Genomic DNA, 21,259 nt, shown 5'->3' on the forward strand with positions numbered 1-21,259 from the left:
CGGCGGGGACGACAGTGAAGAATTCACGACTTCCTGGAGAGGCTGAGCAGCGCGTCCGTGACGGCCTCGGGGGCGACGGTCTGGTGCAGGTGCAGGCCGGGCAGCCGGGTCACCGGCCAGCCGCGGCGGGCGGCCTCCTCGGAGACTCTGTCGTACGGGGGGCCGTACCACAGGAAGGAGCACCTGACCGCGTCCCAGCCGATGGGCACGGGGATGGGCTGGGTGTAGTAGTCGAGCGGGAGGCGCGGCTGCTCGGCCGCCACCCGGACGCGTACGGCCGGATCGGGCAGCATGGCCACCACGTCCTCCTCGTCCCACCAGTCGGTCCAGCGCGGCAGCACGCCGTCGGGGCCCGCCAGGTCGCGCAGGAACGGCAGGAACCCCTCCTTGGCCGTCGTGACCAGCCCGTCAGGCGGCGGGAGGTGGGCGTCGGCGAACACGCAGGCCACCACCTGCTCGCCCAGCCCCTCCTTGATGACCGGCAGCAGGAGTCCGGCGTTGCTGTGCACGACCAGCACCACGGGGGTGACCGGGGTGAGCGCGCGCACCGTCGCCACCACCCTCGGCCAGTACGGCGCCCCGCCCACCGTCACGTCCGTCAGGTCGGGCACCACGGCGGCATGCCCGCGGCGCTCCAGCGACTCGGCCACGGGCGCCCACGTCGAGGGCCCGACGGACGGGCTGTGCACGAGTACGAACGTCGTCTGCATGCGCCCACCCTCTCAGACGACCAGGGGACGGTGGGAGGGCGTGCGCCCGGCCCCGTCGTAGGCGGCCCAGGCGGCGGCCAGGTTGGTCACCGCGCGCGACAGTTCGTCCTCGGGGAGCAGGAAGTGCAGCCGCAGGTGGGCGGCGAGCCCGCCGAGGGGGTCGAACGACCTGCCGGGCGGCACGGCGACCCCGTGCCTGAGCGCGACCTGGGCGTAGGAGTCGGCGTCGCCGCGCGGGAGGCGTACCCAGAGGGTCTGGCCGCCGAGCGCTGGCTCGAACGTCCAGGACGGCAGCCGCGCCCGCAGCTCCGCGCACAGGTGGTCGTGCCGCGCGCGCAGCGTGCGGACCTGCGCGGCGCGTACGTCGTCCAGGCGGCGCAGCAGCGCGGCGGCGGCGAGCTGGCTGAAGACCTCGCCCCCGAGGTCGTGCACCGCGCGCAGCCGGGCCAGCCGGGAGACCAGCGGCGCCGCGGCGCGGATCCAGCCCACCCGCAGCCCGCCCCACACCAGCTTGCTCAGCGAGCCGATCGTGATCACCTGCTCGCCGCGCCCGTACGCCGCCACCGGCGGCGGTGTCTCGCCCGAGAAGCACAGCTCGGCCCGCACCTCGTCGTCGATCACCGGGACGTCGTGCGCTGCGGCCAGGGCTGCCAGCCGCCTGCGGGACGGGTTGTCCATGATGACCCCGTCGGGATTGCGCACCGTCGGGACGAAGTAGGCCAGCGCCGGACGTTCGCGCACGTCCTCGACGCTCGCCGCGGGCTTGACGACCACCGCCGCGTGCCGGAACACCTCCAGCGCCCCCGGATAGGTCGGCGACTCTGCCAGCACCGTGTCGCCCGGAGCCAGCAGCAGCCCCGTGAGCAGCGTGAGCGCCTGCTGGGCGCCCGTCGTCACCATGATCTCCTCGGGCGCGGTCGGCACGCCCCGCCCGGTGTAGTACGCGGCCAGCGCCGCCCGCAGCGCCGGGTCGCCCGCCGGCTGGTAGCCCATCTGGCGCACCCCGGCCAGGCGTTCACCGGCCTCCGCGTACGCCTCGAACAGCGCCTGCGGCGGATCGTGCGGGGCGGCGCAGGTCAGGAGCTGCACGCCGTCGGGCGGGTGCAGGATGTGCAGCAGCAGCGGGTTGGCCGGCACCCCGTCGGCCGTCCTGGTGGCGGGCAGGTCGAGGGCGGCCACCCTGGTGCCGCTGCCCTGGCGGCGCACCACGCGGCCCTCCTGCTGGAGCAGGTCGTAGGCGGCCACCACGGTGCCCCGGCCCACCGCCAGCCGCCGGGCCAGCACCCGGTCGGGCGGCAGCGGCTCGCCGGGCGCCAGGACGCCGTCGTCGACGAGGGCCCGCAGCCGCGCGGCGAGCAGCAGGTAGAGCGGCCCTCGGCCGGACGCCCACCGGCCGAGCAGATCGACGACGTCCGCGAAATTGGCCTCAGTCATGGACCAATTCTCCGGCATTGGCTCTGACATCGGACGCTCCGGCGGGCGATCCTTGCCTTATGAGCGATTTCCCACCCGATGCAAGGCCCGAGACGAAGACCGTGCACGTGCCGCGCCCCGTCATCGAGGGCAGCAGTCCGATCAGCATGCCGATCTACCAGACGTCGGGCTTCGTCTTCGACGACCCGGCGCTGATGGCGGAGTCCATGGGCCGCCCCGACGGCGCGTACGTCTACGGGCGCTACTCGAACCCGACCGTGCGCGCGCTGGAGGAGGCCGTGTCCGGGCTGGAGGGCGGCGCGGCCGCCATCGCCACGGGCTCCGGCATGGGCGCGATCAACCTCGTCCTGCTCGGCCTGCTCAAGCCCGGCGACCACCTGGTGGCCCAGCGCTCCCTCTACGGGGGGACCGCCGCCATGCTCAACGAGCTGGTCGGCAGGTTCGGGTTCACGGTCACGTACGTCCCCGAGAACGACCCGGCCGCCCTGCGCGCCGCCGTCCGGCCGGAGACCCGGCTCGTCTACCTGGAGACGATCAGCAACCCGATGACGCTGGTGGCCGACCTGCCCGGGATGTGCCAGGCGGCACGGGAGCTGGGGATCCTGTCCGTGGTGGACAACACGTTCGCCACCCCGCTGCTGGGCAGGCCGTTCGAGCACGGGGCGGACGTCGTGGTGCACTCCACCACCAAGTACCTGTCCGGGCACACCGACGTCGTGGGCGGGATCGCCGTCTTCGCCGACGCGGGGCTGTACGAGAAGGCGTGGCACTTCGCGATCGAGCTGGGGGCCTCGGCCGACCCGTTCGCGGCCTGGCTGACGCTGCGCGGCCTGCAGACGCTGGCGCTGCGCATGGAGCGCCACTGCTCCAACGCCCACCTCCTGGCCACCCGGCTCGCCGGGCACCCCGCCGTCACGGCCGTCCACTGGCCGGGGCTGCCCTCGCACCCCTCGTACGAGCTGGCGGGCAAGCTGCTGTCCGGCTTCGGCGGGGTGTTCTCGTTCGACCTGGCCGGTGGGCGGGAGGCGGGGGAGCGGTTCATGAAGTCCGTACGCCTCGCGCTGCTCGCCCCCTCGCTCGGCGGCGTCGAGACGCTCGTCCTGCACCCCGCCACCACCTCGCACCGCGCGCTCAGCGCCGAGGAGCTGCGGCGCAGCGGCATCGGGGAGGGCACGGTACGCATCGCCGTGGGCATCGAGCACCCGGAGGACCTGTGGGCCGACGTTGCCCAGGCGCTGGCGTAGCCTCGGTCCGCAGGCGCCGTTCCGCCGTTTCGACGTTTCGACGTTTCGACCAATGAGAGCAGAACTTGGGGGAGTACCACGTGACCACCGTCACCCATGAGGACGTGCGGGCGGCGGCCCGCCGGATCGCCGGGCACGTGCTGCGCACGCCCGTGCTGGAGATCGCGCCCGGCCTCTGGCTGAAGCTGGAGCTGTTGCAGCACTCGGGATCGTTCAAGGTGCGCGGGGCGTTCAACCGCATGCTGTCCGCCGGTGCGCTGCCGGAGAGCGGGGTGATCGCCGCCAGCGGGGGCAACCACGGGCTGGCGGTGGCCTTCACGGCGCGGGCGCTGGGGGCGCGGGCGGAGATCTTCGTGCCCGAGGTGACCAGCCCGGTGAAGGTGGCCGGGCTGGCGGCCCTCGGTGCGCGGATCACGCAGACCGGGGCCATCTACGCCGAGGCCGCCGAGGCCGCCGCCAAGCGGGCCGCCGAGACCGGGGCGCTGCAGGTGCACGCCTACGACCAGCCCGAGGTGGTGGCGGGGCAGGGGACGACCGGTCTGGAGCTGGTGGAGCAGATCGGGGAGGTGGACACCGTGCTGGCGGCCGTGGGCGGGGGCGGCTTCGCGGCGGGGATCGCCCTGGGCACGGTCACGCCCGGCGGCGGGCCGCGGATCGTGGCCGTCGAGCCCGAACGGATCCCGACCCTGAACGCCGCGCTCCGGGCGGGCCGGCCGGTGTCGGTGGAGGTCGGGGGCGTGGGGGCCGACGCCCTGGGGGCCTCCACGCTCGGTGGGCTGGCGTTCGAAATCCTGTCGGGGCCGCGGGTGGACAGCGTGCTCGTGACGGACGAGGCCATCGTGGCGGCGCGGCGTACGCTCTGGGAACGGCACCGGCTGGCGGCCGAGCCCGCGGGCGCGGCCGCCTACGCGGCGCTGCTGTCCGGCGTCTACCGGCCGGCGCCCGGGGAGCGGGTGGCGGTGGTGGTGTGCGGGTCGAACACCGACCCGGGCACCCTCACCACCGCCTGAGCGCCCCCGGGGTCAGCGGCGTCACTGGTAGGAGTGCTCCGGTGCCGGGAAGGCGCCGGACACCACGTCGTCGGCGAAGGCGCGGACGGCGCGGTCCAGCTCGGTGTCCAGATCCGCGTAGCGCTTGACGAACTTGGCCGGGCGCGGCGTCAGCCCCATCAGGTCCTGCCACACCAGCACCTGCGCGTCCGTCGCCGCCCCCGCCCCGATGCCGATCGTGGGGATGGCCAGCGACGTGGTCACCCGCTGCGCCAGGTCGGCGGGCACGCATTCGAGCACCACCGAGAACGCCCCGGCCCGCTCCAGGTCCTTCGCGTCCGCCATCAGCTCGTCGCCCGCCTGACCGCGCCCCTGGACGCGGTAGCCGCCCATGACGTTGACCGACTGCGGGGTCAGGCCCAGGTGCGCCATGACCGGCACGCCCGCCGAGACCAGCGCCTCGACCTGCGGCAGCACCCGGCGGCCACCCTCCAGCTTGACCGCGTGGGCGCCCGCCTCCTTCATGAACCGGGTCGCAGACTCCAGCGCCTGCCGCGGTGAGCCCTGATAGGACCCGAACGGCAGGTCGGCCACCACGAGCGCGCGTGACGAGCCGCGTACGACGGCCGCCGTGAGCGGCAGCAGGTCGTCGACCGTCACCGGCAGGGTGGAGTCGTAGCCGTAGACGACCATGGCCGCCGAGTCGCCCACCAGCAGGACCGGGATGCCCGCTGCGTCGAACACCTTCGCCGTCATCGCGTCGTAGGCGGTGACCATGGGCCACCGCTCTCCGCGCTCCTTGGCGGCGGTGAGGTCGCGGACGGTGACGCGGCGCCCGGACGCGCCCCCGTACAGCGTGGTCGAAGTGGTCGAAGAGGACATGAGTAACCCTCCAAGAACGTCTCGAGGCGCCCCAGTGGCGTCCCCGGACTCCCCCCGATGATGCCACGCACCGACATAGCGGAAAACCGGTGGCGAAACTGTCAGTGCCTCTTGCCACAATCTACGCGGAGGTAACGAACAATCATGGCTCTCGACCCTTACCGACGACTGCTCAAACTCCCTGGCGTCCCCACGCTGCTCCTGGTGGGGCTGCTGGCGCGGGTGCCGTCCACCGCCACGGGCATGGCGCTGACCCTGCACGTGGCCGAGGTGATGCACCTGGGATACGGCAGAGCCGGTCTGATCGCCGCGGCCAGCACCGTCGGCATGGCGATCGGCTCCCCGCTGTCGGGAAGGTTCGTCGACAGGCACGGGCTGCGTCCCGTGCTCACGGTGACCACCGTGGCGCAGGCGGCGTTCTGGGCGTGCGCGTGGGCGCTGCCGTTCCCGGCCCTGGTCGCGGCGGCGGCCGTGGCCGGGCTGCTGGCGCTGCCCGTCTTCAGCGTGACCCGGCAGTGCCTGGCCGCCATGATCCCGGTCGAGCAGCGGCGCAGCGGGTTCGCGCTCGACTCGATGGTGGTGGAGCTGTCCTACATGGTGGGCCCGGCGCTGGCCGTCGCGGGCATCACGACGCTCGGCAGCGGCGTGACCATGACGATCATCGGTGTCGGCATGACGGCGGCGGGCCTCGGCCTGATCCTGCTCAACCCGCCCACCCGCTCGGCCGCGGAGGTCGCCGAGGCCGCGGAGCGGGAGGTGAGGGTGCCCAGGCGGCAGTGGCTCACCCCGGCGTTCGTGGCGTTGCTCGGCACGACCGCGGCGGCCACGTTCGTGCTCACGGCGACCGAACTGGCCCTGGTGGCCACCATCAACCGCGCCGACCAGACCGCGTGGGTGGGGCTGGCGCTGGCCATCTGGTGCGTGTACTCGCTCGTCGGCGGCTTCGTGTACGGCGGGCTGTCGCGCGGCGCGTCCCCCTTGGCGCTGATCGCGGGCATGGGCCTGCTGACGATCCCGGTGGGGCTGGCCGCGGACGGCTGGCAGTGGATCGTGCTGGCCCTGGTGCCCGCGGGGCTGCTGTGCGCGCCGTCGTTGTCGTCCACGGTCGACGTGCTCAGCCGCTGGGTGCCCGGCGCGGCCCGGGGTGAGGCGATGGGTTTCCACGGCACCGCCCTGCTGGTCGGCGGCGCGGCCTCGGCGCCCATCGCGGGGGCGGTCATCGACGGGAGCGGGCCGGAGTGGGCGTTCGTGGTGGCGGGGCTGGTGGGGGTGGCCATGGTGGTCATCGCCCTGCCCTTCTGGCGTAGCCGGCCGATCGGTGCCGGGCTGCCCGCGGAGGCCACGGAGGAGGCCCCGGAGGAGCCGTCCGCGCAGGCGCGGGCGGAGGCGGGGGGACCGGCCGCCGCGTCGACGGCGCGGGAGTGAGCGGCGCCCCGGGAGTAAAGCGGGGGCTTCTCCTGGGGTGCGGGAATCGGCGGGTGCGGGGGATCGGCCCGGCCGCACGGGCTCGTTCGGCGTGGGCCGAGCGGGGCGGGGGTGGCGGCTGGGCCGGGGGTGGACCGAGGCGCAGTGTGTCCGTTATGTGGTTGTGTGCGGTAGTTCACCGGATATTTACGAAACGGGACCGTTGCGTATCGGAATAGCATGCGATACGGTGACGTTGCGAAACTTATCCGTATCGAAATTGAGGATTTCCTCCATGGACCCGAACTCGGGACATCCACGCCGATGGGGCATCCTCGGCGTGCTGGTGTTCAGCCTGCTGGCGGTCGTGCTCGACAACACGATCCTGAACGTGGCGATGAAGACCATCGCCGACAAGACCGTCGGTTTGGGCGCCACCCAGAGTGAGCTGGAATGGGCGATCAACTCCTACACGCTGGTGTTCGCCGGTTTGCTGTTCACCTTCGGCGTGATCGGCGACCGAACAGGCAGAAAGCGGATGTTGTTCATCGGCATGGCGCTGTTCGGGCTGGCCTCGCTGGCCAGCGCGTACGCGCAGGATCCGATGCAGCTCATCCTGGCCAGGGCGGCGATGGGCATCGGCGGGGCGGCGATCATGCCGGCCACGCTGGCGATCATCTCCAACGTGTTCCCGCCCAGTGAGCGGGGCAGGGCGATCGGGATCTGGGCCGCGGGCGTGGGGCTCGCGGTGGCGATCGGGCCCATCTCCGGCGGCCTGCTGATCCAGCACTTCTGGTGGGGCTCGGTCTTCCTGATCAACGTGCCCATCGTGATCATCAGCATGATCCTCATCGCGACCATCGTGCCGGAGTCGCGCGACCCGAAGCCGTCCAGGCTCGACCCGGTCGGCGTGCTGCTGTCGATCATCGGTCTGGTGTCCATCGTGTACGGCATCATCCGCGGCGGCGAGCTGGCCACCGTGGCGAGCGCCGAGGTGCTGGTCCCGACGCTGTTCGGGGTGGCGGTGCTGGGCGCGTTCGTGTGGTGGGAGCGGCGCATCGACCACCCGGTCTTCGACGTGCGCAACTTCACCAACGTGCGCTTCAGCTCGGCCATCGGCATGATGGGCATCGTCTTCTTCGCGATGATGGGCGGGATGTTCTTCCTGACGTTCTACCTGCAGATCGTGCTGGGGTTCACGCCGGTGCAGGCGGGCGCGCTGATGATCCCGTTCGCCGCCGCGCAGCTCATCTTCGCCCCGCTCAGCCAGCGGGTGAACGAGCGGTTCGGCGCCAAGCTGTCGGCCACCGTGAGCATGATCGTGGTGACGCTGGCACTGGGCAGCTACGCGCTCATGGACCAGAACACGCCGATCGTGCTGATCGAGGCCGTCTTCTTCATCCAGGGCGCCGCGATGGCCAACATCATGCCGCCCGCGACGACGGCCATCATGGAGGCGCTGCCCAGGGAGAAGGCCGGTGTCGGCTCGGCCATGAGCAACACCGTCCGCCAGGTGTCCGGCGCGCTCGGCGTGGCCGTGCTCGGCTCCGTCCTGTCCTCCAGCTACCGCGGGGAGATCGCGCCCGCGCTGGCCGGGCTGCCCTCGGGGGCGCAGCACGCGGCCGGTGAGTCGATCATGGCGACGATGGGCGTCGTGCAGTCGCTGGGCGAGCGGGGCCAGGCGCTGGTCCAGCCGGCGTTCACCGCGTTCATCGACGGCATGCACGTCACGGCGCTGGTCTCGGCGGCGGTCGGGCTGCTCGGCATCGTGGTGGTGGCCAGGTGGATGCCGGGCAAGGTTCGTCCCGCCAAGCACACGACGCAGAAGGAGCCCGCGTTGTCGTCGTCGGCCGGATGATCGGTGCGACGATGGGAACGTATGGATCATTACGGGGAGAGAGGGCGAGGAGCGCGTACGATCGCGTGCTCCTCGCCCGCCCGGGAGGACAGCGCCACGGCGCTGGAGATGTATGGTGAGGCCGCGATGTCGATCCAGGAATCTGGGACCGCCCGCCCGGCGGGCCGTCCGCGCAGTGAGAAGGCCGAGAAGGCGATCGTCGACGCGACCCTCGATCTGATCGGCGAGGGCATGGGGGTGTCCGAGCTGACGATCGAGGCGATCGCCGCGCGGGCGGGCGTCGGCAAGACGACGATCTACCGGCGCTGGTCCAACAAGGAGGATCTGGTCGTCGACGCGCTGGCCACGCTCAAGGCGCCGCTGCCCCCGCTGTCCGGCGCGTCCGTACGCGACGACCTGATCAGCCTGGTCGACGCCATGCGCCAGGAGTCGGGGCAGGCCCGCACCCGCTGCGTGATGAACATCGCGATGAGCGAGGCCGACCGCTACCCGCGCCTGATGGAGCGCTTCGTCAAGCGGGCGGTCGAGCCGCGCCGGCTGGCCATGCGCGCCGTGGTCGAGCGGGGCATCGCCACCGGCGAGCTGAGAGCCGACCTCGACGTCGACCTGGCCATAGCCGTCATCTCCGGCACCATGATCCACCAGACCAAGTGGGGGCCGGCCGGAGACCTCGCACCCGACCTGGCCGAACGCGTCGTGGACACCGTCCTGCGCGGCCTGGCCCCCTGAGGCGCCGCCCCCGTCGCCCGGCCTTCGCCAGCCGCCTCAGGCCGCCGTCCTGCGCCGGAACAGCAGGGCCGCGATCGGCAGGCCGACCACGACCGTGCCCGTGAGCCAGGCCACCGCGACGAGACCGGCTGAGCCCATGGGCTGGTCCAGCAGCAGCGCCCGCATCGTGTCGATGATGGGCGTGAGCGGCTGGTTGGCGGCGAACGCGTGCAGCACCCCCGGCATGGTCTCGGCGGGGACGATCCCGTCCGACAGGTACGGCGTGAACAGCACGACGAAGCTGAACGCCCCGGCCGCCTGCGACGACTTCACCAGCAGCCCCCACAGCGCCGCCAGCGTGGACAGCGCCAGCACGTACGCCGTCACCAGGGCCAGCACCAGCAGCCAGTCGGAGAGCGTGGCGTTCGGCCGGAAGCCGAGCAGGAGCGCGGCGACCAGCGCGATGGCGGAGGAGGCCACGTTGCGCAGCACCGAGGCCACGATGTGCCCGGCGGGGACCACCCAGGCGCTGATCGGCAGGGTGCGGAACCGGTCGATCATGCCGCCGGTCATCTCGTCGGAGATGGTCACGGCGGTGAGCGCCGCGCCGTACCCGCCGGACATGAGCAGCACCGCGGGCACGACGAAGTCGATGTAGTCGAGCCCGCTGGAGCCGGTCGTGATCGCGCCGCCGAACACGTACACGAAGAGGATCATGATGATCACGGGCAGGGCGGTGTTGACGATGAGGCCGTCCAGCACGCGCAGCTCGCGGCGCAGGTCGCGGACGACCAGCCGGCGCAGGTCGGCGGCGGCGGTGACTGGGCCGCTCATGCGGCGGCCGCCGTCAGCTCGAAGAAGACGTCGTCCAGGGTGGGGGTGCGCAGCTCCACGCGTGCGACGGCGATGCCCGCCGTGTGCAGCAGGTCGAGCGTGCGGCGCAGGTGGTCGGCGTCGTGGAGGGCCAGCGTCAGCTCCCTGGACTCGGCGTCGAGATAGGCCCCCGACCCGGCCAGTACGGCGCCCGCCCTGGACAGGTCCTCGGCCCGCGCCGGGCGCAGCGCCAGGCGCTCCGAGCCGACCTGGCGCTTGAGCGTCTCGGGGGAGTCGTCGGCGACGACCCGGCCGCCGTTGATCACCACGACGCGGTCGGCGAGCTGGTCGGCCTCCTCCAGGTACTGCGTGGTGAGCAGGATCGTGGTGCCGGACGCGAGCAGCTCGCGGATCACGGCCCACAGGTCGGCCCTGCTGCGGGGGTCGAGGCCGGTCGTGGGCTCGTCCAGGAACAGGATCGGCGGGGCCGCCACCATGCTGGCGGCCAGGTCGAGGCGGCGGCGCATGCCCCCGGAGTACGCGCCCGCCCGCCGGTTGGCGGCGTCGGCCAGGCCGAAGAGCTCCAGCAGCTCCGTCGCCCGGCGCCGGGCCCGCTGCCCGCCGAGGTGGTAGAGACCGGCGAACAGCTCCAGGTTCTCCCGCCCGGTCAGCAGGTCGTCCACGGTGGCCTGCTGCGAGGTCAGCCCGATGACGCGGCGCACGGCCACGCCCTCGCGCGCCACGTCGTGCCCGCCGACCACGGCGGTGCCGCCGTCGGGGGCGAGCAGCGTGGTCAGGATCCGTACGGTCGTCGTCTTGCCCGACCCGTTGGGCCCCAGCAGGGCCACCAGCGAGCCGGTGGGCACGGTCAGGTCGATTCCGGTCAGCACCCGCGTGGCGCCGAACGACTTGGTGAGCCCTCTGGCGTGGATGGCATCTGTGAATGCTGTACTGTGTATGACGTTCATAGTTTTATCGTAATGCAGAATCCTAGGAGCGAGTCAAGGAGGAGTTCGATGGCGAAGGAACGGGCGCTGCCCCCCATGCTGCAGCGGATGTGGGGGCGCGAACCCGTGCCGCGCAGGGGCCCGAGGCCACGCCTCGACCTGGCCACGATCACCGCGGCCGCCATCGAGATCGCCGACTCGGAAGGGCTGGCCGGCGTCTCGATGGCGAGCGTGGCCTCGCGGGTGGAGGTGGCGACGACGGCCCTCTACCGGTACGTCGACAGCAAGGAAGACCTGCTCACCGCGATGGCCGACGGGGTGGCCCCGCTGCCGCCCGAGCCCGCGGGCCGGCACTGGCGCGACTACCTCGGCCTGTGGACCCGCGTCCAGCGCGACCTCCTGCTCGCGCACCCCTGGGTGCTGTCGGTCTCCCGCCACTCCCCGCCCCTGGGCCCGCGGCGGCTGCTGTGGCTGGACCGGGCGCTGGCCGCGCTCGACGGCACGGGCCTCGACGACGGGGAGAGGTTCAACGTGGCCAGCACCCTGACCGGCTACGCGCTCACCGACGCGGCGCTCGTGCTCTCGGCGACGGCGGGGTTCCCCGAGCACGACCACACCGGGATCGAGGGAGCCGCCGACTGGGGCGACCTGCTGGCCGAGGTGCTCGACCCCGAGACCTATCCCGCGCTGTCGGCGGTCATGCGCGCGGGCGTCATGCACGGCGCCGAGGGCTGGACGGACGACGCTGACTTCCGCTTCGGCCTCGACCTGCTGCTCGACGGCGTCGAGCAGTTGATCGAGCGGCGCGCGCGGAAAGGCTAGGCCGGGGGTCAGGCGGTCAGACGGTCACGTCCGCGGGCGGCAACGGCTCGGTGAGCAGGCGGCGGACCTGCTCCGGCCCGCGCACCCAGCGCCGCAGCAGCTCCCAGCCATGGAAATAGCCGAAGACGTACGGGCTCATCGGCGACGGCCTGAGCTGCCCGAGCACGGCCGCCACCGCGCCGTCGCCGTAGAGCGACCACCTCCACAGGTACGCGCCCAGTTCGGCCTCGCCTCGCCCCTCGGCCGCCAGGAAGGCGGCGTTGCCCCAGACGCCCCACAACACGTTCTTGGCGTGGTGCACGGCCGCCAGATCGACGTCGTCCGGAGGCAGGCCCACCTCCGGGTAGACGTACGCGTTCAGCCAGTCGCGTGCCTCGTTCCCGGGGAACAGCACCTCCTGCGCCAGCAGCCCGAGCCCCTCGCTGAGCACGAACGACGGCGAGAGCACGAACAACGGCGAGAGCATGAACGACGGCGAGAGCATGAACCGCACCCGCTGCCACTCGCCCAGCCGCGGCTCCAGGCCCAGGCACTCCCGCCGTGGCCCGCCGCCTGGACGGTGAACGGCTCCCGCTCGCCGACTACGCACAGGGTGGCCGTCCATCTGAACGAGCGCGCGGCCGACCTCGGCACCCTCGCCCAGGTCGCCGACGGGGACTTCGACGGCCAGTTCCGCCTGGGCCTCGACCTCATCCTCGACGGGATCGCGGGACGCCTGCGACCCCATAGACCCTCGGGCGGCGGGACGCCCGCGGCCCGCGTGGGTCCTCGGGCGCGGGATGCCTGCGGCCCGCGTAGACCCGCGGGCGGCGGGACGTCTGCCGCCCGCGTAGGCCATCGGGTGGCGGGACGCCTGCGGCCCGCGCGTCGCGTAGGTCCTCGGGTGCGGCTTCGCGAGCGTCAGACGTCGCCCGTGCCCGTCGGTGGGGCCTGCTGACGGAGGTCGGCCGGGTCGCGGGGGAGGGTGTCGATGAGGAGGGCCGTGACGTCGTCCTGGCCGCCCGCGCCGAGGGCGTACGCGACGAGCGAGCGGGCGGCGGCCAGTGGGTCGCCGGGGAGGGCGTGGACGCGCAGGGAGGCGGCGTCCGGGAGGTGGCGCCACAGGCCGTCCGTGCAGAGGAGCAGGCGGCCGGGCACTCTGGGCCGATAGCTGCGCAGGCGGGGCTTCGAAGGCCCGGCGTCGGCCCCGAGCCAGGCGGACAGCGCCTCGTGCTCACCCGTGTCGTCCTCGGTCAGCGCCATCCCGAGGCCCTCGCCCGGCAGCCAGTACGCCCGGCTGTCACCGATCCAGCAGCTCCAGACGCCCTCCGGCCCCACGATCCCCGCGACGTACGTGCAGGACGGCGCCCCGACACCGAGCCCCGCCCACACCGCACTCAGGGCCGTACCGTGCTCCGCGCGTGCCGGGTCCGGCGCCGTGCGATGGTCCGCGTGTGCCGGGTCTGGAGTCGTGCGGTGGCCTGCGTGTGCCGGGTCCGGGGTGCGGTGGTCTGCGTGTGCCGGGTCCGGGGTGCGGTGGTCTGCGTGTGCTGGGTTGGGGGTCGTGTGGTGGTCTGCGTGTGCTGGGTCCGGGATCGTGTGGCGGGCCGCCCTTTCTGTGGGGCCGGGCGGGGGGACGGTCGCGCGGATCGCGGTCAGGGACGCCACCGCGCGGGCCGCGTGGAGTGCGCCCGCCACGAGCGCCGTCTCCGGCTGGGCCCCTGCCCGCAGCCGCGCGGCCGTCGTCGCCGCGCCGGTGTCGGCGGCCACCCGGGCGGCGCGGTCCGCACGCGGCGCCATGGAGACGCCGTCGCACACCGCCCCGACCGTCCATGCTCCCGCCCTGACCAGGGCCATCGCGTCGGAGTTCACCCCTCGCCGCGGGCCACGTTCGCTGACCCCGGCCGCACCGCCCACAGTGAGCTCCAGGTGCGAGCGGAAGGCCGGTTGCGGAGTGCCGCAGTCCCAGCAGTGGCCGTCGGGGGCCACGGTGCCGCCGCACGTGACGCAGTGTGTCATCTCCGTCATGGCCCCACGATCATCGCAGATCCACCGGCGCCCGTCCGGCCCGTGCCATTCCGAAATCGGACCGGGGCCCTGATCTTCTTTGGGTAGGCTGGGCAGCATGTGCGACTACGGCATGGTCTTCTACAAGGTCCACTACGTGTGTGTGCCGTGTCGGCGTAGCCACAAGCAGCCCTGGGTCGAGCGCGAGCATCGGTGCCCGCGCTGCAGTCGGCCCATGCTCTACGCGGGCCACGACTTCGCCGCGCCGCGCCGGGGAGACGAGCGCCGCTGGCGGGCCGTGGCCACGGTGCTGACGGCGGGGCTGCGGTACGAGGGCTTCGAGCCGTGCGGGTGCGGGCGTCAGCCGAAGTACCGCCCGCGTACGAGCGCGCAGGCGCGGGCCCGGCTCCGCGCGGGCGCCCGCAGGGGTCTGACCGACGCCGAGGCACTCGCGCTACGCGACCTCTGACCTTCTGACCCTTCTCACCAGCACCTCCGATCGACCACAGAACGCCGCCGAACGCGCAGGCCGACCACCGAACGGCTTGCCGGGCACGCCACCGGGCGTACTGCCGGGCGGTGGCGGACAGCTGTGGGGCGGTGGGGGGCGTGCTGTCGGGTAGTGGCGGGCGTGCCGCCGCGTGGTGGGGGCGTGCTGTCGGGCGGTGGTGGACGTGTTGCCGGGCAAGTGACCGGACATGGTGCTGAGCAGGGTGCTGAGCAGGGTACGGGGCGAGGTGTCAGGGCTGGTGTGGAGCCTGGCTCCGAGCCCGGGTGCCGGGCGTGGCGGTGCGTTCGGAGTTGGGCGGCGTGCCGGGCAGGGTGTCGAGCAGGGTGTCGAGGGCTCGCTGCGAGGTCTGGAGCCGGTCGATCGTCTCGGCCAGGCGCCGGCGTTCCCGCCGCAGGCTGCTGACCATGCCGGGGCAGGCGCTGGGCACCATCCGCTCGCCGTCATCGTGCACGCAGTCGAGCAGCCGGGAGATGACGGCCGTGGGCAGCCCGGCGGCGAGCATCGTCCGGATGTGGCGTACGGCGGCCACGTCCGCCTCCCCGTACTCGCGGTAGCCGTTGGGCAGCCGTCGCGGGCGAAGCAGCCCCTGCTCCTCGTAGTAGCGCAGCAGCCGCCTGTTCACCCCGGTCCGGTGGGCCAGGTCACCGATCTTCATGCGCTCCCTTGACCTTCACATGGATGTGACGCCTTGGCGTCGCGAACTGCCACTGACAACAACGTGAAGGAGCACATCGATGCCAGGAGCGGTGATCATCGGCGCTGGGCCGGGAATCGGCCGGTCCGTGGCCCACCGGTTCGCGAGGGAGGGGCTGCGGGTGGCGCTCGTGTCGCGTACCGGAAGCACGCTCGACCTGGAGGGGGCCTCGGCGTACCGGGCGGACTGCGCCGACGAGGACGAACTGCGCGCCGCGCTCGACGCGGCGGTGGGCGAGTTGGGCACGCCGGACGCCGGCGGCGGGTGGCGCCGCGGGTTGAGTGCAACCTCTACGGTGATCAAAGCTATGCTCTGGCAGGTCTCCTGATCAGAAATGTCGTGATCGATCGCTACCCTGTCGTCTCCGCTTATCAAGAGGGAAGCATGAGTCCGGTTACGCACGAGATGATCAATTACTACCTTAAACTCCTCACGGATCTGGGCCGGGAGGATCCCTATATCAACAACGCGATGTTCTGGATGGTGGTGCGAGGGCGTGGGGAGCCCATTACAGTCACCGATGTCGCCCATCGGCTGGGTGCCGACCCCGACACGGCGACTCCCCACACAGTGCTGGAGCTGGGACAGCACGTCGTCCTGGAACAGAGCGACCGCGGTGTGATCGTACTGGCGGCGAACGCCTATCCCAGCGATCCCGGCCTCTGGGCCCGCCTGACCGAGAACGCGCAAGCGTGGGGTTTCTGGTGGCTGGTCAACAACGCCCACGAGCTGTTTTACGCGGCCGACGGCGTTCTCGTCACCTCAGTCAACATGGATTCGTTCCCCCATTCCCTGGAATGCTTCGGCCAGGACCCCGCCGCGCTCGATGACCATCTGGGAGCCTTGCGGGCACTGGGGGCACGGATGAAGGCCGATGACGAGGCAGGTGTGAAACCCGCCGCGCCCTACCCCGACTGGGAGACCGCACTGGCGACCGTTGAGGCGCTGACAGGCGTTCGCTTGGACCTCGACCGGTTTACCCGAGAGCAACTGTCTGTCCGAGCCCCCGGCCTGGGCTGATCGCGCTCAGCGCGGTCACTGTCGCGTTTGCGATTGCCGTGTTCGGCGGCAATCGTGACGTTTCGCGTATAGGCGGATTGTGGCGGTCTCGGCCCGGTGGGTTGCCGTTGTCGACGTGTGAACGGGCTCTGAACACTGCGGGTAGCTTGCAACCCGGGGACCTCACGACGATCCACCGGCGCTGAATGCGCTGGGCGAGTATTCGAGGCTCTGGGTGCTGCTACTTCTCACCGACATTCCGGACCCGATCAGCCCCCGAGTGCTGTCCAAACTGACCGGCAAACGCTGCTCCTACTCACCAGCAAAATCAGCCGGGGTACGGACGCTGGTGGCGATGCTGGACGAGGAGTACGGCCCGTCGGGGATACACGTGGCCGGCGTCACCGTCGCCGGTCCGGTGGCCCGGGGGACCGCGTTCGACCCTGACGACATCGCCGAACACTACTGGCACCCGCACACCCAGCCACGCGCGCGGTGGCAGCACGAGGTGCTCCACACGGACGACTCCTGACGAGCCCACTGGACGGGCGCCGCGTCGTTGGCGAGGTGTCAGGCCGTGAGCTTCCAGAGGTGGCCGATGGGGCGCAGGCCGAGGCGTTCGGCGACCCGCTGGGAGGAACGGTTGTCGGCGCTCGTGCTGTAGAAGAGCCGGGTGCCGGGCAGCAGCCCCGACCAGGCGGCGGTGGTCGTGGCGGCGTAGCCGCGCCCCCGGTAGGCGGGCGCCGTCCACGTGCCCGCCTCCGCCCCGGCCGGGGTCAGGCGGGCGGTGTGGCAGACGGCGGCCACCTGCCCGTCCTCGACGATCATCGCCCAGGGTGCGCCCGCACGCCCGCCGAGCAGGTCGTCCCACTCGCCGGGCTCCCAGTTGCGCGGCCGCAGCGGACGTACGAGCCGGGCGTGGGCGGGGACGGCGGACGTCAGCACCTCGACCCCCGCGTCATACCCCAGAGGCCGCTCCACCAGATAGCTCGGCCCGCTGGACACGGCCACCCCCATGCCGCCCAGCAGCGCCTGGCACCGCACCACCACGTCGGCCGGCTCACCGCCGTCGGCGACGAGCGAGAGCAGGCGCCCGGCCAGCGGGTCGGGCACGACGCTCGCCACGGCCGCCACCATGCCGTCGGCCGCCACGCCGATCACCAGGTCTTCCGGACCGGGCAGGCGGCCGAGCCCGTCGAGGCGCCAGATGACGCCCAGCTCGATCAGGAGCAGCTCGGAGTCGCGCGGCCCGCGCGCCGTAGAAGTCATCGGACCAGGGTAAACGGGACGCTCGCCGCCACCCGCCCGTTGACGATCACGTCGAGCTCCCTGTCGCCCGGCGGCTCGTCGCGCGTGGTGACCGGACGGAAGGAGTGGCTCTTGCGCAGCGTGAACGTCTCGCCAGGCCCGCCCGCCTCCCGCTGCCCCAGATGGAACACCCGCCGCGAGCCCGCCCGCCGGATCGCGTATTTCAGCAGCACCGGCCCCGCCGCGCCGGACGTCACCGCGACCGTGAAGCCCAGCCGCCCGCCCACCGCGACGGTGCCGGACTCGAGGGTCAGCGCCTCGACCGAGCCGCTGCCCGGGGTCGCGCCCACCAGCGCCAGCGCCTCGGGATGGCCCGCGCGCAGCAGCCCGCGCACCGCGTGCCGCAGCACCCTCTCCACGTGCGAGCCGCCGTCGGAACGCCACCGGGCCAGCAGCCCGAGCGCCGCATCGGGATGGTCTTTGGCCAGGTCGTTGACGTGGTTGGCGACCGAGCGGCGGACGTATTCGCTCGGGTCGTCGCGCAGCAGGTCAAGCAGGGGCAGCGTGGGACCCGGCGTCATCAGCCACTCGACCCGCCCGGCCCACGGCAGGCGCGGGCGCGAGCCCTCCGAGGCCAGGCGGCGCAGGTGCTCGTCGGGCGACTCCGCCCACTCGAACATGATCTTGAGTGCGTCGTCGCCATGGTGCCGGAGGAAGGGACGCACGGCGAACTCACCCGTCGCGAACGGCGTGAGCACGGCCAGCGTGTCCATCGCGGCACGCAGGTGGCCGAGCCCCTGGACGGCGGTGTGCTCGGTGGCCGGCCACCCGCTCCACAGGTCGAGCGGCACGTGCCCGGCGCACTCGCGCACCAGCTCGGCGGCCTGCGGGTAGGGCAGCGGCAGCGCGTCGTGCAGGGCCGCCGCCACGTGCGCGACGCGCCCCTTCAGCTCCAGCCCGTCGAGCCCGGCCAGGGCCCGCGCGACGAAGCGATCACGGTCGAACGGCGCCCAGGAGGCGGCCAGCCCGTCGGCCAGCACCGCCACCGACCGCGTGTTGATCAGGTCTTTCAGGGGTTGAGCCACGCGCCAACTGTGCCAGACGGCACCGACAGTTCCCCGGCTGGAGGACTGCGGGTCAGTCCCGCAGGCCCTCGTAGTACGCCCGCATCGAGGGGTAGTAGTCGTCGAAGGCCACGGCGGGGGAGCCGTCGCGGGAGGCCACGAGCTGGTCGAGATAGAACTCCCAGCCGGGGCCGATGTCGGCGACGCCGTCGTCCGAGTCGAGGTGCTGGACGAACCGCAGCTCCGTCACCCCGTCGGCCTCGGTGAGCAGCAGCTCGATCCGCCAGGCGCCGAACTCGTCCAGCGACGTGACCTCCAGGCGGTGCGGCGGCTCGCAGGCTTCGATGCGCAGGTCGCACCAGGGCTGCTGCTCCTCGAAGAGCAACTGCGCCTTGATCGTACGGCCCGGCCCCGCGTCGCCCTCCCACGGGCCGAACCATCGGGCCGTGCGGTCGGACTCGGTGACGCTGAGCCAGACGTCCTCGGCGGACGCGCGGAAGGTCCTGGTCAGGACGAGGTCGCTGCCCTCACCGGTCCGGAACAGCCTGCCAACGGGAATGGGGCTCACTTTGCGTTCTCCTGTCGCTCGAACTGAGAGTCGTGCTGTGCGTCGTGCTGAACCTGGGACTGAGATGGGGACTGGGTGGCCCGGCGTTCGCGGCGCGTTCGGTAGACCTCCGTCTCCAGCGCGTCGAGGCGGTGCTCCCACCCGGCGGGCCGCAGGAACGGGGCCAGCCAGGCGGCCAGCACGGTGAACGGCCCGGGGTCGAGCGTGTAGAGGCGCTGCCGTCCGGTCAGCTCGGCGCGTACGAGCCCGCTCTGCCGGAGCACGCGCAGATGGCGGCTCACCGCGGGCCGGCTGATCGCGAACCGGTCGGCTATCTCGCCCGCCGGCAGCGCCCCGTCCCGCAGCAGCATGACGAGAATCTCCCGGCGCACCGGATCCGCGATCGCCCCTGCCACGTCGTCCACGGGAGAAAGCGTAACCCACTGGTTACGCGTTCCGCCAGTCTTCCGGCAGAGGCGGGAGAGCGCGAAAGCGCCGCCGCCCGAGCGGGGGCGGCGGCGCTTTCGTACGCGGGAGGAGAGACGGTCCTAGCCGGTGGTCTCCCGCCAGCGGTTGGTGATGGGCAGGCGGCGGTCACGCCCGAAGTTCTTCGGCGTGATCTTGGGGCCGGGCGGATACTGCCGCCGCTTGTACTCCGCCAGGTCCACCAGCCGGATCACCCGCGTCACCAGCGCCGGATCGTGCCCGGCCGCGATGAGCTCCCGCGAGCCCATGTCCTTCTCCACGTAGTCGTCCAGCAGCCGGTCGAGCACCTCGTACGGCGGCAGCGAGTCGGTGTCACGCTGGTCGGGCCGCAGCTCCGCGCTGGGCTCCTTGACGATCGAGCTCTCCGGGATCGGGCGCTCGGCCTGGAGCAGGAACCCGGGGCCGGAGTGCTCGTTGCGCCACCTGGCCAGCTCCCACACCATCGTCTTCGGCACGTCCTTGATCGGCGCGAAGCCCCCGGCCGAGTCGCCGTAGAGGGTGGAGTAGCCGGTGGCCAGCTCGCTCTTGTTGCCCGTGGTCAGCACGAGGTGGCCGTGCTCGTTCGACAGCCCCATGAGGATCATGCCGCGCACCCTGGCCTGGAGGTTCTCCGCGGCCAGGCCCGACAGCTCGATCTCCTTCTCGTACGCGTTGACGATCTCCGCGATCGGCACCACCCGCGCCGTGACGCCCTGCCTGCGCACCAGCTCCTCGGCGTCGCCGATCGAGTGGTCGGAGGAGTAGCGGGAGGGCATGAGCACCACGTTGACGCGCTCGGGGCCGATGGCGTCGGAGGCGATCGTGGCGGTCAGGGCCGAGTCGATGCCGCCCGACAGGCCCAGGATGACCGACTCGAAGCCGTTCTTGACCACGTAGTCGCGCACCGCCAGCACGAGCGCCGAGTACACCTCGGCGCTCGGGTCGAGCGGCTCGGCGACGCGGGCGGGCAGCGGCTCGTACGGCGCGACGGGCTCGGACGACAGCACCAGCCGCTCGACCGTGATCGTGGAGCCGTCGCCCGCGTCGTACGGGTACGTCCCCGGCTCGGCCGCCGACTCCGGCAGACCGTCGAAGTCGACGATCAGCAGCTCCTCCTCGAACTTGGCGGCCCGCGCCACCAGCTCGCCCGACCCGTCCACCACGACCGTGTCGCCGTCGAAGACCAGCTCGTCCTGCCCGCCGACCTGGTTGACGTAGGCGAGCGCGCATCCGGCCTCGCGGGCCCGGCGCGCGCACAGCTCCAGCCGTACGTCGTCCTTGTCCTTCTCGTACGGCGAGGCGTTCGGTGCGACCAGCAGCCCGGCCCCGGCCTGCCCCACGACGGACACGGGGCCGCCCTCCTGCCAGAGGTCCTCGCAGACGGCGATGGCCACGTCGACCCCGTGCAGCCGGAAGATCGGCAGCCGGTCGCCGCGGACGAAGTAGCGGTATTCGTCGAACACCCCGTAGTTCGGCAGGTGGTGCTTGGCCGTGCGCGTCACCACCTCGCCCCGGTGCAGCAGCGCGGCGGCGTCGAGCGGGGCGCCCTTCGGCTGCCCGACCCGGGGGGCCAGCCCGGCGCGGTCGACGTAGCCGACCACCACCGGCAGCTCGCCCAGGCCCTCCCGCTCCAGCCTGCGCGCCACCTCCTCCAGCGTCCTGATGCTGGCGTCCACGAAGGACGTGCGCAGCACGAGGTCCTCCACCGGATAGCCGGTGAGGAACATCTCGGTGAAGACGACGAGGTGGGCCTCGCGCTCGGCGGCGTCGCGGGTCCACGCGATCAGCCGGTCGGCGTTGGCCGCCAGGTCGCCGACGGTCGGGTTCGTCTGTGCGAGGGCGATGCGCAGTTGTGCCACGTGGACAGCCTAGTACGCACCGATTTTTATCGTCAAAGCGACGAAAAGTGGTACGAGTGGTTACCGACGGTACCG

At 72.4% G+C, this 21,259-nt stretch carries 23 protein-coding genes; 10 read left to right on the forward strand and 13 right to left on the reverse strand.

All coding sequences use genetic code 11. From position 1 onward, the window contains the following. Positions 1-23: 23 nt before the first annotated feature. Positions 24-710, reverse strand: coding sequence for an alpha/beta hydrolase (locus ACZ6S0_RS06370; protein ID WP_465913863.1), 687 nt, complete (start codon positions 708-710; stop codon positions 24-26). A gap of 12 nt (positions 711-722) precedes the next feature. Then, positions 723-2,144: an aminotransferase-like domain-containing protein gene (locus ACZ6S0_RS06375; RefSeq protein ID WP_465913866.1), complete on the reverse strand. Its 1,422-nt coding sequence runs from the start codon at positions 2,142-2,144 to the stop codon at positions 723-725. Between the two features lie 59 nt (positions 2,145-2,203). Here ACZ6S0_RS06375 and ACZ6S0_RS06380 point away from each other — a divergent pair, with 59 nt between their 5' ends. Together ACZ6S0_RS06380 and ACZ6S0_RS06385 are read left to right on the forward strand one after the other, a co-directional pair. Further along, complete coding sequence (locus ACZ6S0_RS06380) at positions 2,204-3,388, forward strand: trans-sulfuration enzyme family protein (protein ID WP_465913868.1); 1,185 nt, start codon at positions 2,204-2,206, stop codon at positions 3,386-3,388. An 80-nt stretch (positions 3,389-3,468) separates the two neighbouring features. After that, the gene (locus tag ACZ6S0_RS06385; RefSeq protein ID WP_465913870.1) at positions 3,469-4,398 is read left to right on the forward strand and encodes a serine/threonine dehydratase; all 930 of its coding nucleotides are present in this window, start codon (positions 3,469-3,471) and stop codon (positions 4,396-4,398) included. Positions 4,399-4,419: 21 nt separating this feature from the next. On the opposite strand, the gene panB is transcribed toward ACZ6S0_RS06385, so the two are convergent. Beyond that, on the reverse strand, positions 4,420-5,259 hold the full coding sequence (gene panB / locus ACZ6S0_RS06390) for a 3-methyl-2-oxobutanoate hydroxymethyltransferase (protein WP_465913872.1): 840 nt from the start codon (positions 5,257-5,259) through the stop codon (positions 4,420-4,422). Between the two features lie 144 nt (positions 5,260-5,403). Here panB and ACZ6S0_RS06395 point away from each other — a divergent pair, with 144 nt between their 5' ends. The 3 genes from ACZ6S0_RS06395 (at position 5,404) to ACZ6S0_RS06405 (ending at position 9,250) form a co-directional block, all read left to right on the forward strand. Continuing rightward, the gene (locus tag ACZ6S0_RS06395; protein WP_465913874.1) at positions 5,404-6,684 is read left to right on the forward strand and encodes an MFS transporter; all 1,281 of its coding nucleotides are present in this window, start codon (positions 5,404-5,406) and stop codon (positions 6,682-6,684) included. Positions 6,685-6,958: 274 nt separating this feature from the next. After that, positions 6,959-8,521, forward strand: a complete 1,563-nt coding sequence (locus ACZ6S0_RS06400; RefSeq protein WP_465913875.1) for an MFS transporter — start codon at positions 6,959-6,961, stop codon at positions 8,519-8,521. A gap of 21 nt (positions 8,522-8,542) precedes the next feature. Further along, positions 8,543-9,250 carry a TetR/AcrR family transcriptional regulator gene (locus ACZ6S0_RS06405; protein ID WP_465913878.1) on the forward strand — a complete coding sequence of 236 codons (708 nt, stop codon included), beginning with the start codon at positions 8,543-8,545 and terminating at the stop codon, positions 9,248-9,250. A gap of 36 nt (positions 9,251-9,286) precedes the next feature. On the opposite strand, the gene ACZ6S0_RS06410 is transcribed toward ACZ6S0_RS06405, so the two are convergent. Both ACZ6S0_RS06410 and ACZ6S0_RS06415 read right to left on the reverse strand, forming a co-directional pair. Then, a complete protein-coding gene (locus ACZ6S0_RS06410; protein WP_465913880.1) occupies positions 9,287-10,063 on the reverse strand; it encodes an ABC transporter permease in 777 nt (258 codons plus the stop codon). Then, positions 10,060-11,010 (reverse strand): ATP-binding cassette domain-containing protein, encoded by a 951-nt coding sequence (locus ACZ6S0_RS06415; RefSeq protein ID WP_465913881.1) that lies wholly within the window; start codon positions 11,008-11,010, stop codon positions 10,060-10,062. Before ACZ6S0_RS06415 ends, ACZ6S0_RS06410 begins: the two co-directional genes overlap by 4 nt. A 48-nt stretch (positions 11,011-11,058) precedes the next feature. On the opposite strand from ACZ6S0_RS06415, the gene ACZ6S0_RS06420 reads away from it, so the two are divergent. Further along, positions 11,059-11,811 carry a TetR/AcrR family transcriptional regulator gene (locus ACZ6S0_RS06420; RefSeq protein ID WP_465913883.1) on the forward strand — a complete coding sequence of 251 codons (753 nt, stop codon included), beginning with the start codon at positions 11,059-11,061 and terminating at the stop codon, positions 11,809-11,811. Between the two features lie 16 nt (positions 11,812-11,827). Here ACZ6S0_RS06420 and ACZ6S0_RS06425 read toward each other — a convergent pair whose 3' ends face one another. After that, positions 11,828-12,538: a hypothetical protein gene (locus ACZ6S0_RS06425; RefSeq protein ID WP_465913885.1), complete on the reverse strand. Its 711-nt coding sequence runs from the start codon at positions 12,536-12,538 to the stop codon at positions 11,828-11,830. A 173-nt stretch (positions 12,539-12,711) separates the two neighbouring features. Continuing rightward, complete coding sequence (locus ACZ6S0_RS06430) at positions 12,712-13,818, reverse strand: PP2C family protein-serine/threonine phosphatase (RefSeq protein ID WP_465913887.1); 1,107 nt, start codon at positions 13,816-13,818, stop codon at positions 12,712-12,714. Between the two features lie 97 nt (positions 13,819-13,915). Between ACZ6S0_RS06430 and ACZ6S0_RS06435 the strand changes: the two genes are divergently transcribed. After that, positions 13,916-14,266, forward strand: a complete 351-nt coding sequence (locus ACZ6S0_RS06435) for a hypothetical protein (protein ID WP_465913889.1) — start codon at positions 13,916-13,918, stop codon at positions 14,264-14,266. A gap of 271 nt (positions 14,267-14,537) precedes the next feature. Here the strand turns inward: ACZ6S0_RS06435 and ACZ6S0_RS06440 are convergent, their stop codons facing one another. After that, positions 14,538-14,963 carry a MerR family transcriptional regulator gene (locus ACZ6S0_RS06440; RefSeq protein WP_465913891.1) on the reverse strand — a complete coding sequence of 142 codons (426 nt, stop codon included), beginning with the start codon at positions 14,961-14,963 and terminating at the stop codon, positions 14,538-14,540. Between the two features lie 79 nt (positions 14,964-15,042). On the opposite strand from ACZ6S0_RS06440, the gene ACZ6S0_RS06445 reads away from it, so the two are divergent. From ACZ6S0_RS06445 to ACZ6S0_RS06455, 3 genes are all read left to right on the forward strand, one after another. Next, the gene (locus ACZ6S0_RS06445) at positions 15,043-15,330 is read left to right on the forward strand and encodes an SDR family NAD(P)-dependent oxidoreductase (RefSeq protein ID WP_465913893.1); all 288 of its coding nucleotides are present in this window, start codon (positions 15,043-15,045) and stop codon (positions 15,328-15,330) included. A gap of 11 nt (positions 15,331-15,341) precedes the next feature. Further along, entirely contained in the window at positions 15,342-16,022 is a 681-nt protein-coding gene (locus tag ACZ6S0_RS06450; RefSeq protein ID WP_465913895.1) for a hypothetical protein, read from the forward strand. Between the two features lie 214 nt (positions 16,023-16,236). Then, positions 16,237-16,533 (forward strand): hypothetical protein, encoded by a 297-nt coding sequence (locus tag ACZ6S0_RS06455; protein ID WP_465913897.1) that lies wholly within the window; start codon positions 16,237-16,239, stop codon positions 16,531-16,533. Positions 16,534-16,571: 38 nt separating this feature from the next. On the opposite strand, the gene ACZ6S0_RS06460 is transcribed toward ACZ6S0_RS06455, so the two are convergent. From ACZ6S0_RS06460 to ACZ6S0_RS06480, 5 genes are all read right to left on the reverse strand, one after another. Then, positions 16,572-17,270, reverse strand: a complete 699-nt coding sequence (locus ACZ6S0_RS06460) for a GNAT family N-acetyltransferase (protein ID WP_465913899.1) — start codon at positions 17,268-17,270, stop codon at positions 16,572-16,574. Further along, the gene (locus tag ACZ6S0_RS06465; protein ID WP_465913901.1) at positions 17,267-18,334 is read right to left on the reverse strand and encodes a DNA alkylation repair protein; all 1,068 of its coding nucleotides are present in this window, start codon (positions 18,332-18,334) and stop codon (positions 17,267-17,269) included. Before ACZ6S0_RS06465 ends, ACZ6S0_RS06460 begins: the two co-directional genes overlap by 4 nt. A 52-nt stretch (positions 18,335-18,386) precedes the next feature. After that, complete coding sequence (locus ACZ6S0_RS06470; RefSeq protein ID WP_465913903.1) at positions 18,387-18,881, reverse strand: SRPBCC family protein; 495 nt, start codon at positions 18,879-18,881, stop codon at positions 18,387-18,389. After that, a complete protein-coding gene (locus ACZ6S0_RS06475) occupies positions 18,878-19,285 on the reverse strand; it encodes a metalloregulator ArsR/SmtB family transcription factor (RefSeq protein WP_465913905.1) in 408 nt (135 codons plus the stop codon). Before ACZ6S0_RS06475 ends, ACZ6S0_RS06470 begins: the two co-directional genes overlap by 4 nt. A 123-nt stretch (positions 19,286-19,408) precedes the next feature. Continuing rightward, positions 19,409-21,184 carry an NAD+ synthase gene (locus ACZ6S0_RS06480; RefSeq protein ID WP_465913906.1) on the reverse strand — a complete coding sequence of 592 codons (1,776 nt, stop codon included), beginning with the start codon at positions 21,182-21,184 and terminating at the stop codon, positions 19,409-19,411. Positions 21,185-21,259: the final 75 nt, after the last annotated feature.

The organism is Nonomuraea sp. NPDC051298, assembly GCF_055586305.1.

Coding starts and splice junctions, on each gene's coding strand:
- ACZ6S0_RS06405 (WP_465913878.1), top strand. CDS start 8,543: ATGGATCATTACGGGGAGAGAGGGCGAGGAGCGCGTACGATCGCGTGC.
- ACZ6S0_RS06435 (WP_465913889.1), top strand. CDS start 13,916: ATGTGCGACTACGGCATGGTCTTCTACAAGGTCCACTACGTGTGTGTG.
- ACZ6S0_RS06370 (WP_465913863.1), bottom strand. CDS start 710: ATGCAGACGACGTTCGTACTCGTGCACAGCCCGTCCGTCGGGCCCTCG.
- ACZ6S0_RS06430 (WP_465913887.1), bottom strand. CDS start 13,818: ATGACGGAGATGACACACTGCGTCACGTGCGGCGGCACCGTGGCCCCC.
- ACZ6S0_RS06415 (WP_465913881.1), bottom strand. CDS start 11,010: ATGAACGTCATACACAGTACAGCATTCACAGATGCCATCCACGCCAGA.
- panB (WP_465913872.1), bottom strand. CDS start 5,259: ATGTCCTCTTCGACCACTTCGACCACGCTGTACGGGGGCGCGTCCGGG.
- ACZ6S0_RS06395 (WP_465913874.1), top strand. CDS start 5,404: ATGGCTCTCGACCCTTACCGACGACTGCTCAAACTCCCTGGCGTCCCC.
- ACZ6S0_RS06375 (WP_465913866.1), bottom strand. CDS start 2,144: ATGACTGAGGCCAATTTCGCGGACGTCGTCGATCTGCTCGGCCGGTGG.
- ACZ6S0_RS06410 (WP_465913880.1), bottom strand. CDS start 10,063: ATGAGCGGCCCAGTCACCGCCGCCGCCGACCTGCGCCGGCTGGTCGTC.
- ACZ6S0_RS06380 (WP_465913868.1), top strand. CDS start 2,204: ATGAGCGATTTCCCACCCGATGCAAGGCCCGAGACGAAGACCGTGCAC.
- ACZ6S0_RS06420 (WP_465913883.1), top strand. CDS start 11,059: ATGGCGAAGGAACGGGCGCTGCCCCCCATGCTGCAGCGGATGTGGGGG.
- ACZ6S0_RS06400 (WP_465913875.1), top strand. CDS start 6,959: ATGGACCCGAACTCGGGACATCCACGCCGATGGGGCATCCTCGGCGTG.
- ACZ6S0_RS06460 (WP_465913899.1), bottom strand. CDS start 17,270: ATGACTTCTACGGCGCGCGGGCCGCGCGACTCCGAGCTGCTCCTGATC.
- ACZ6S0_RS06445 (WP_465913893.1), top strand. CDS start 15,043: ATGCCAGGAGCGGTGATCATCGGCGCTGGGCCGGGAATCGGCCGGTCC.
- ACZ6S0_RS06440 (WP_465913891.1), bottom strand. CDS start 14,963: ATGAAGATCGGTGACCTGGCCCACCGGACCGGGGTGAACAGGCGGCTG.
- ACZ6S0_RS06425 (WP_465913885.1), bottom strand. CDS start 12,538: ATGGGGTCGCAGGCGTCCCGCGATCCCGTCGAGGATGAGGTCGAGGCC.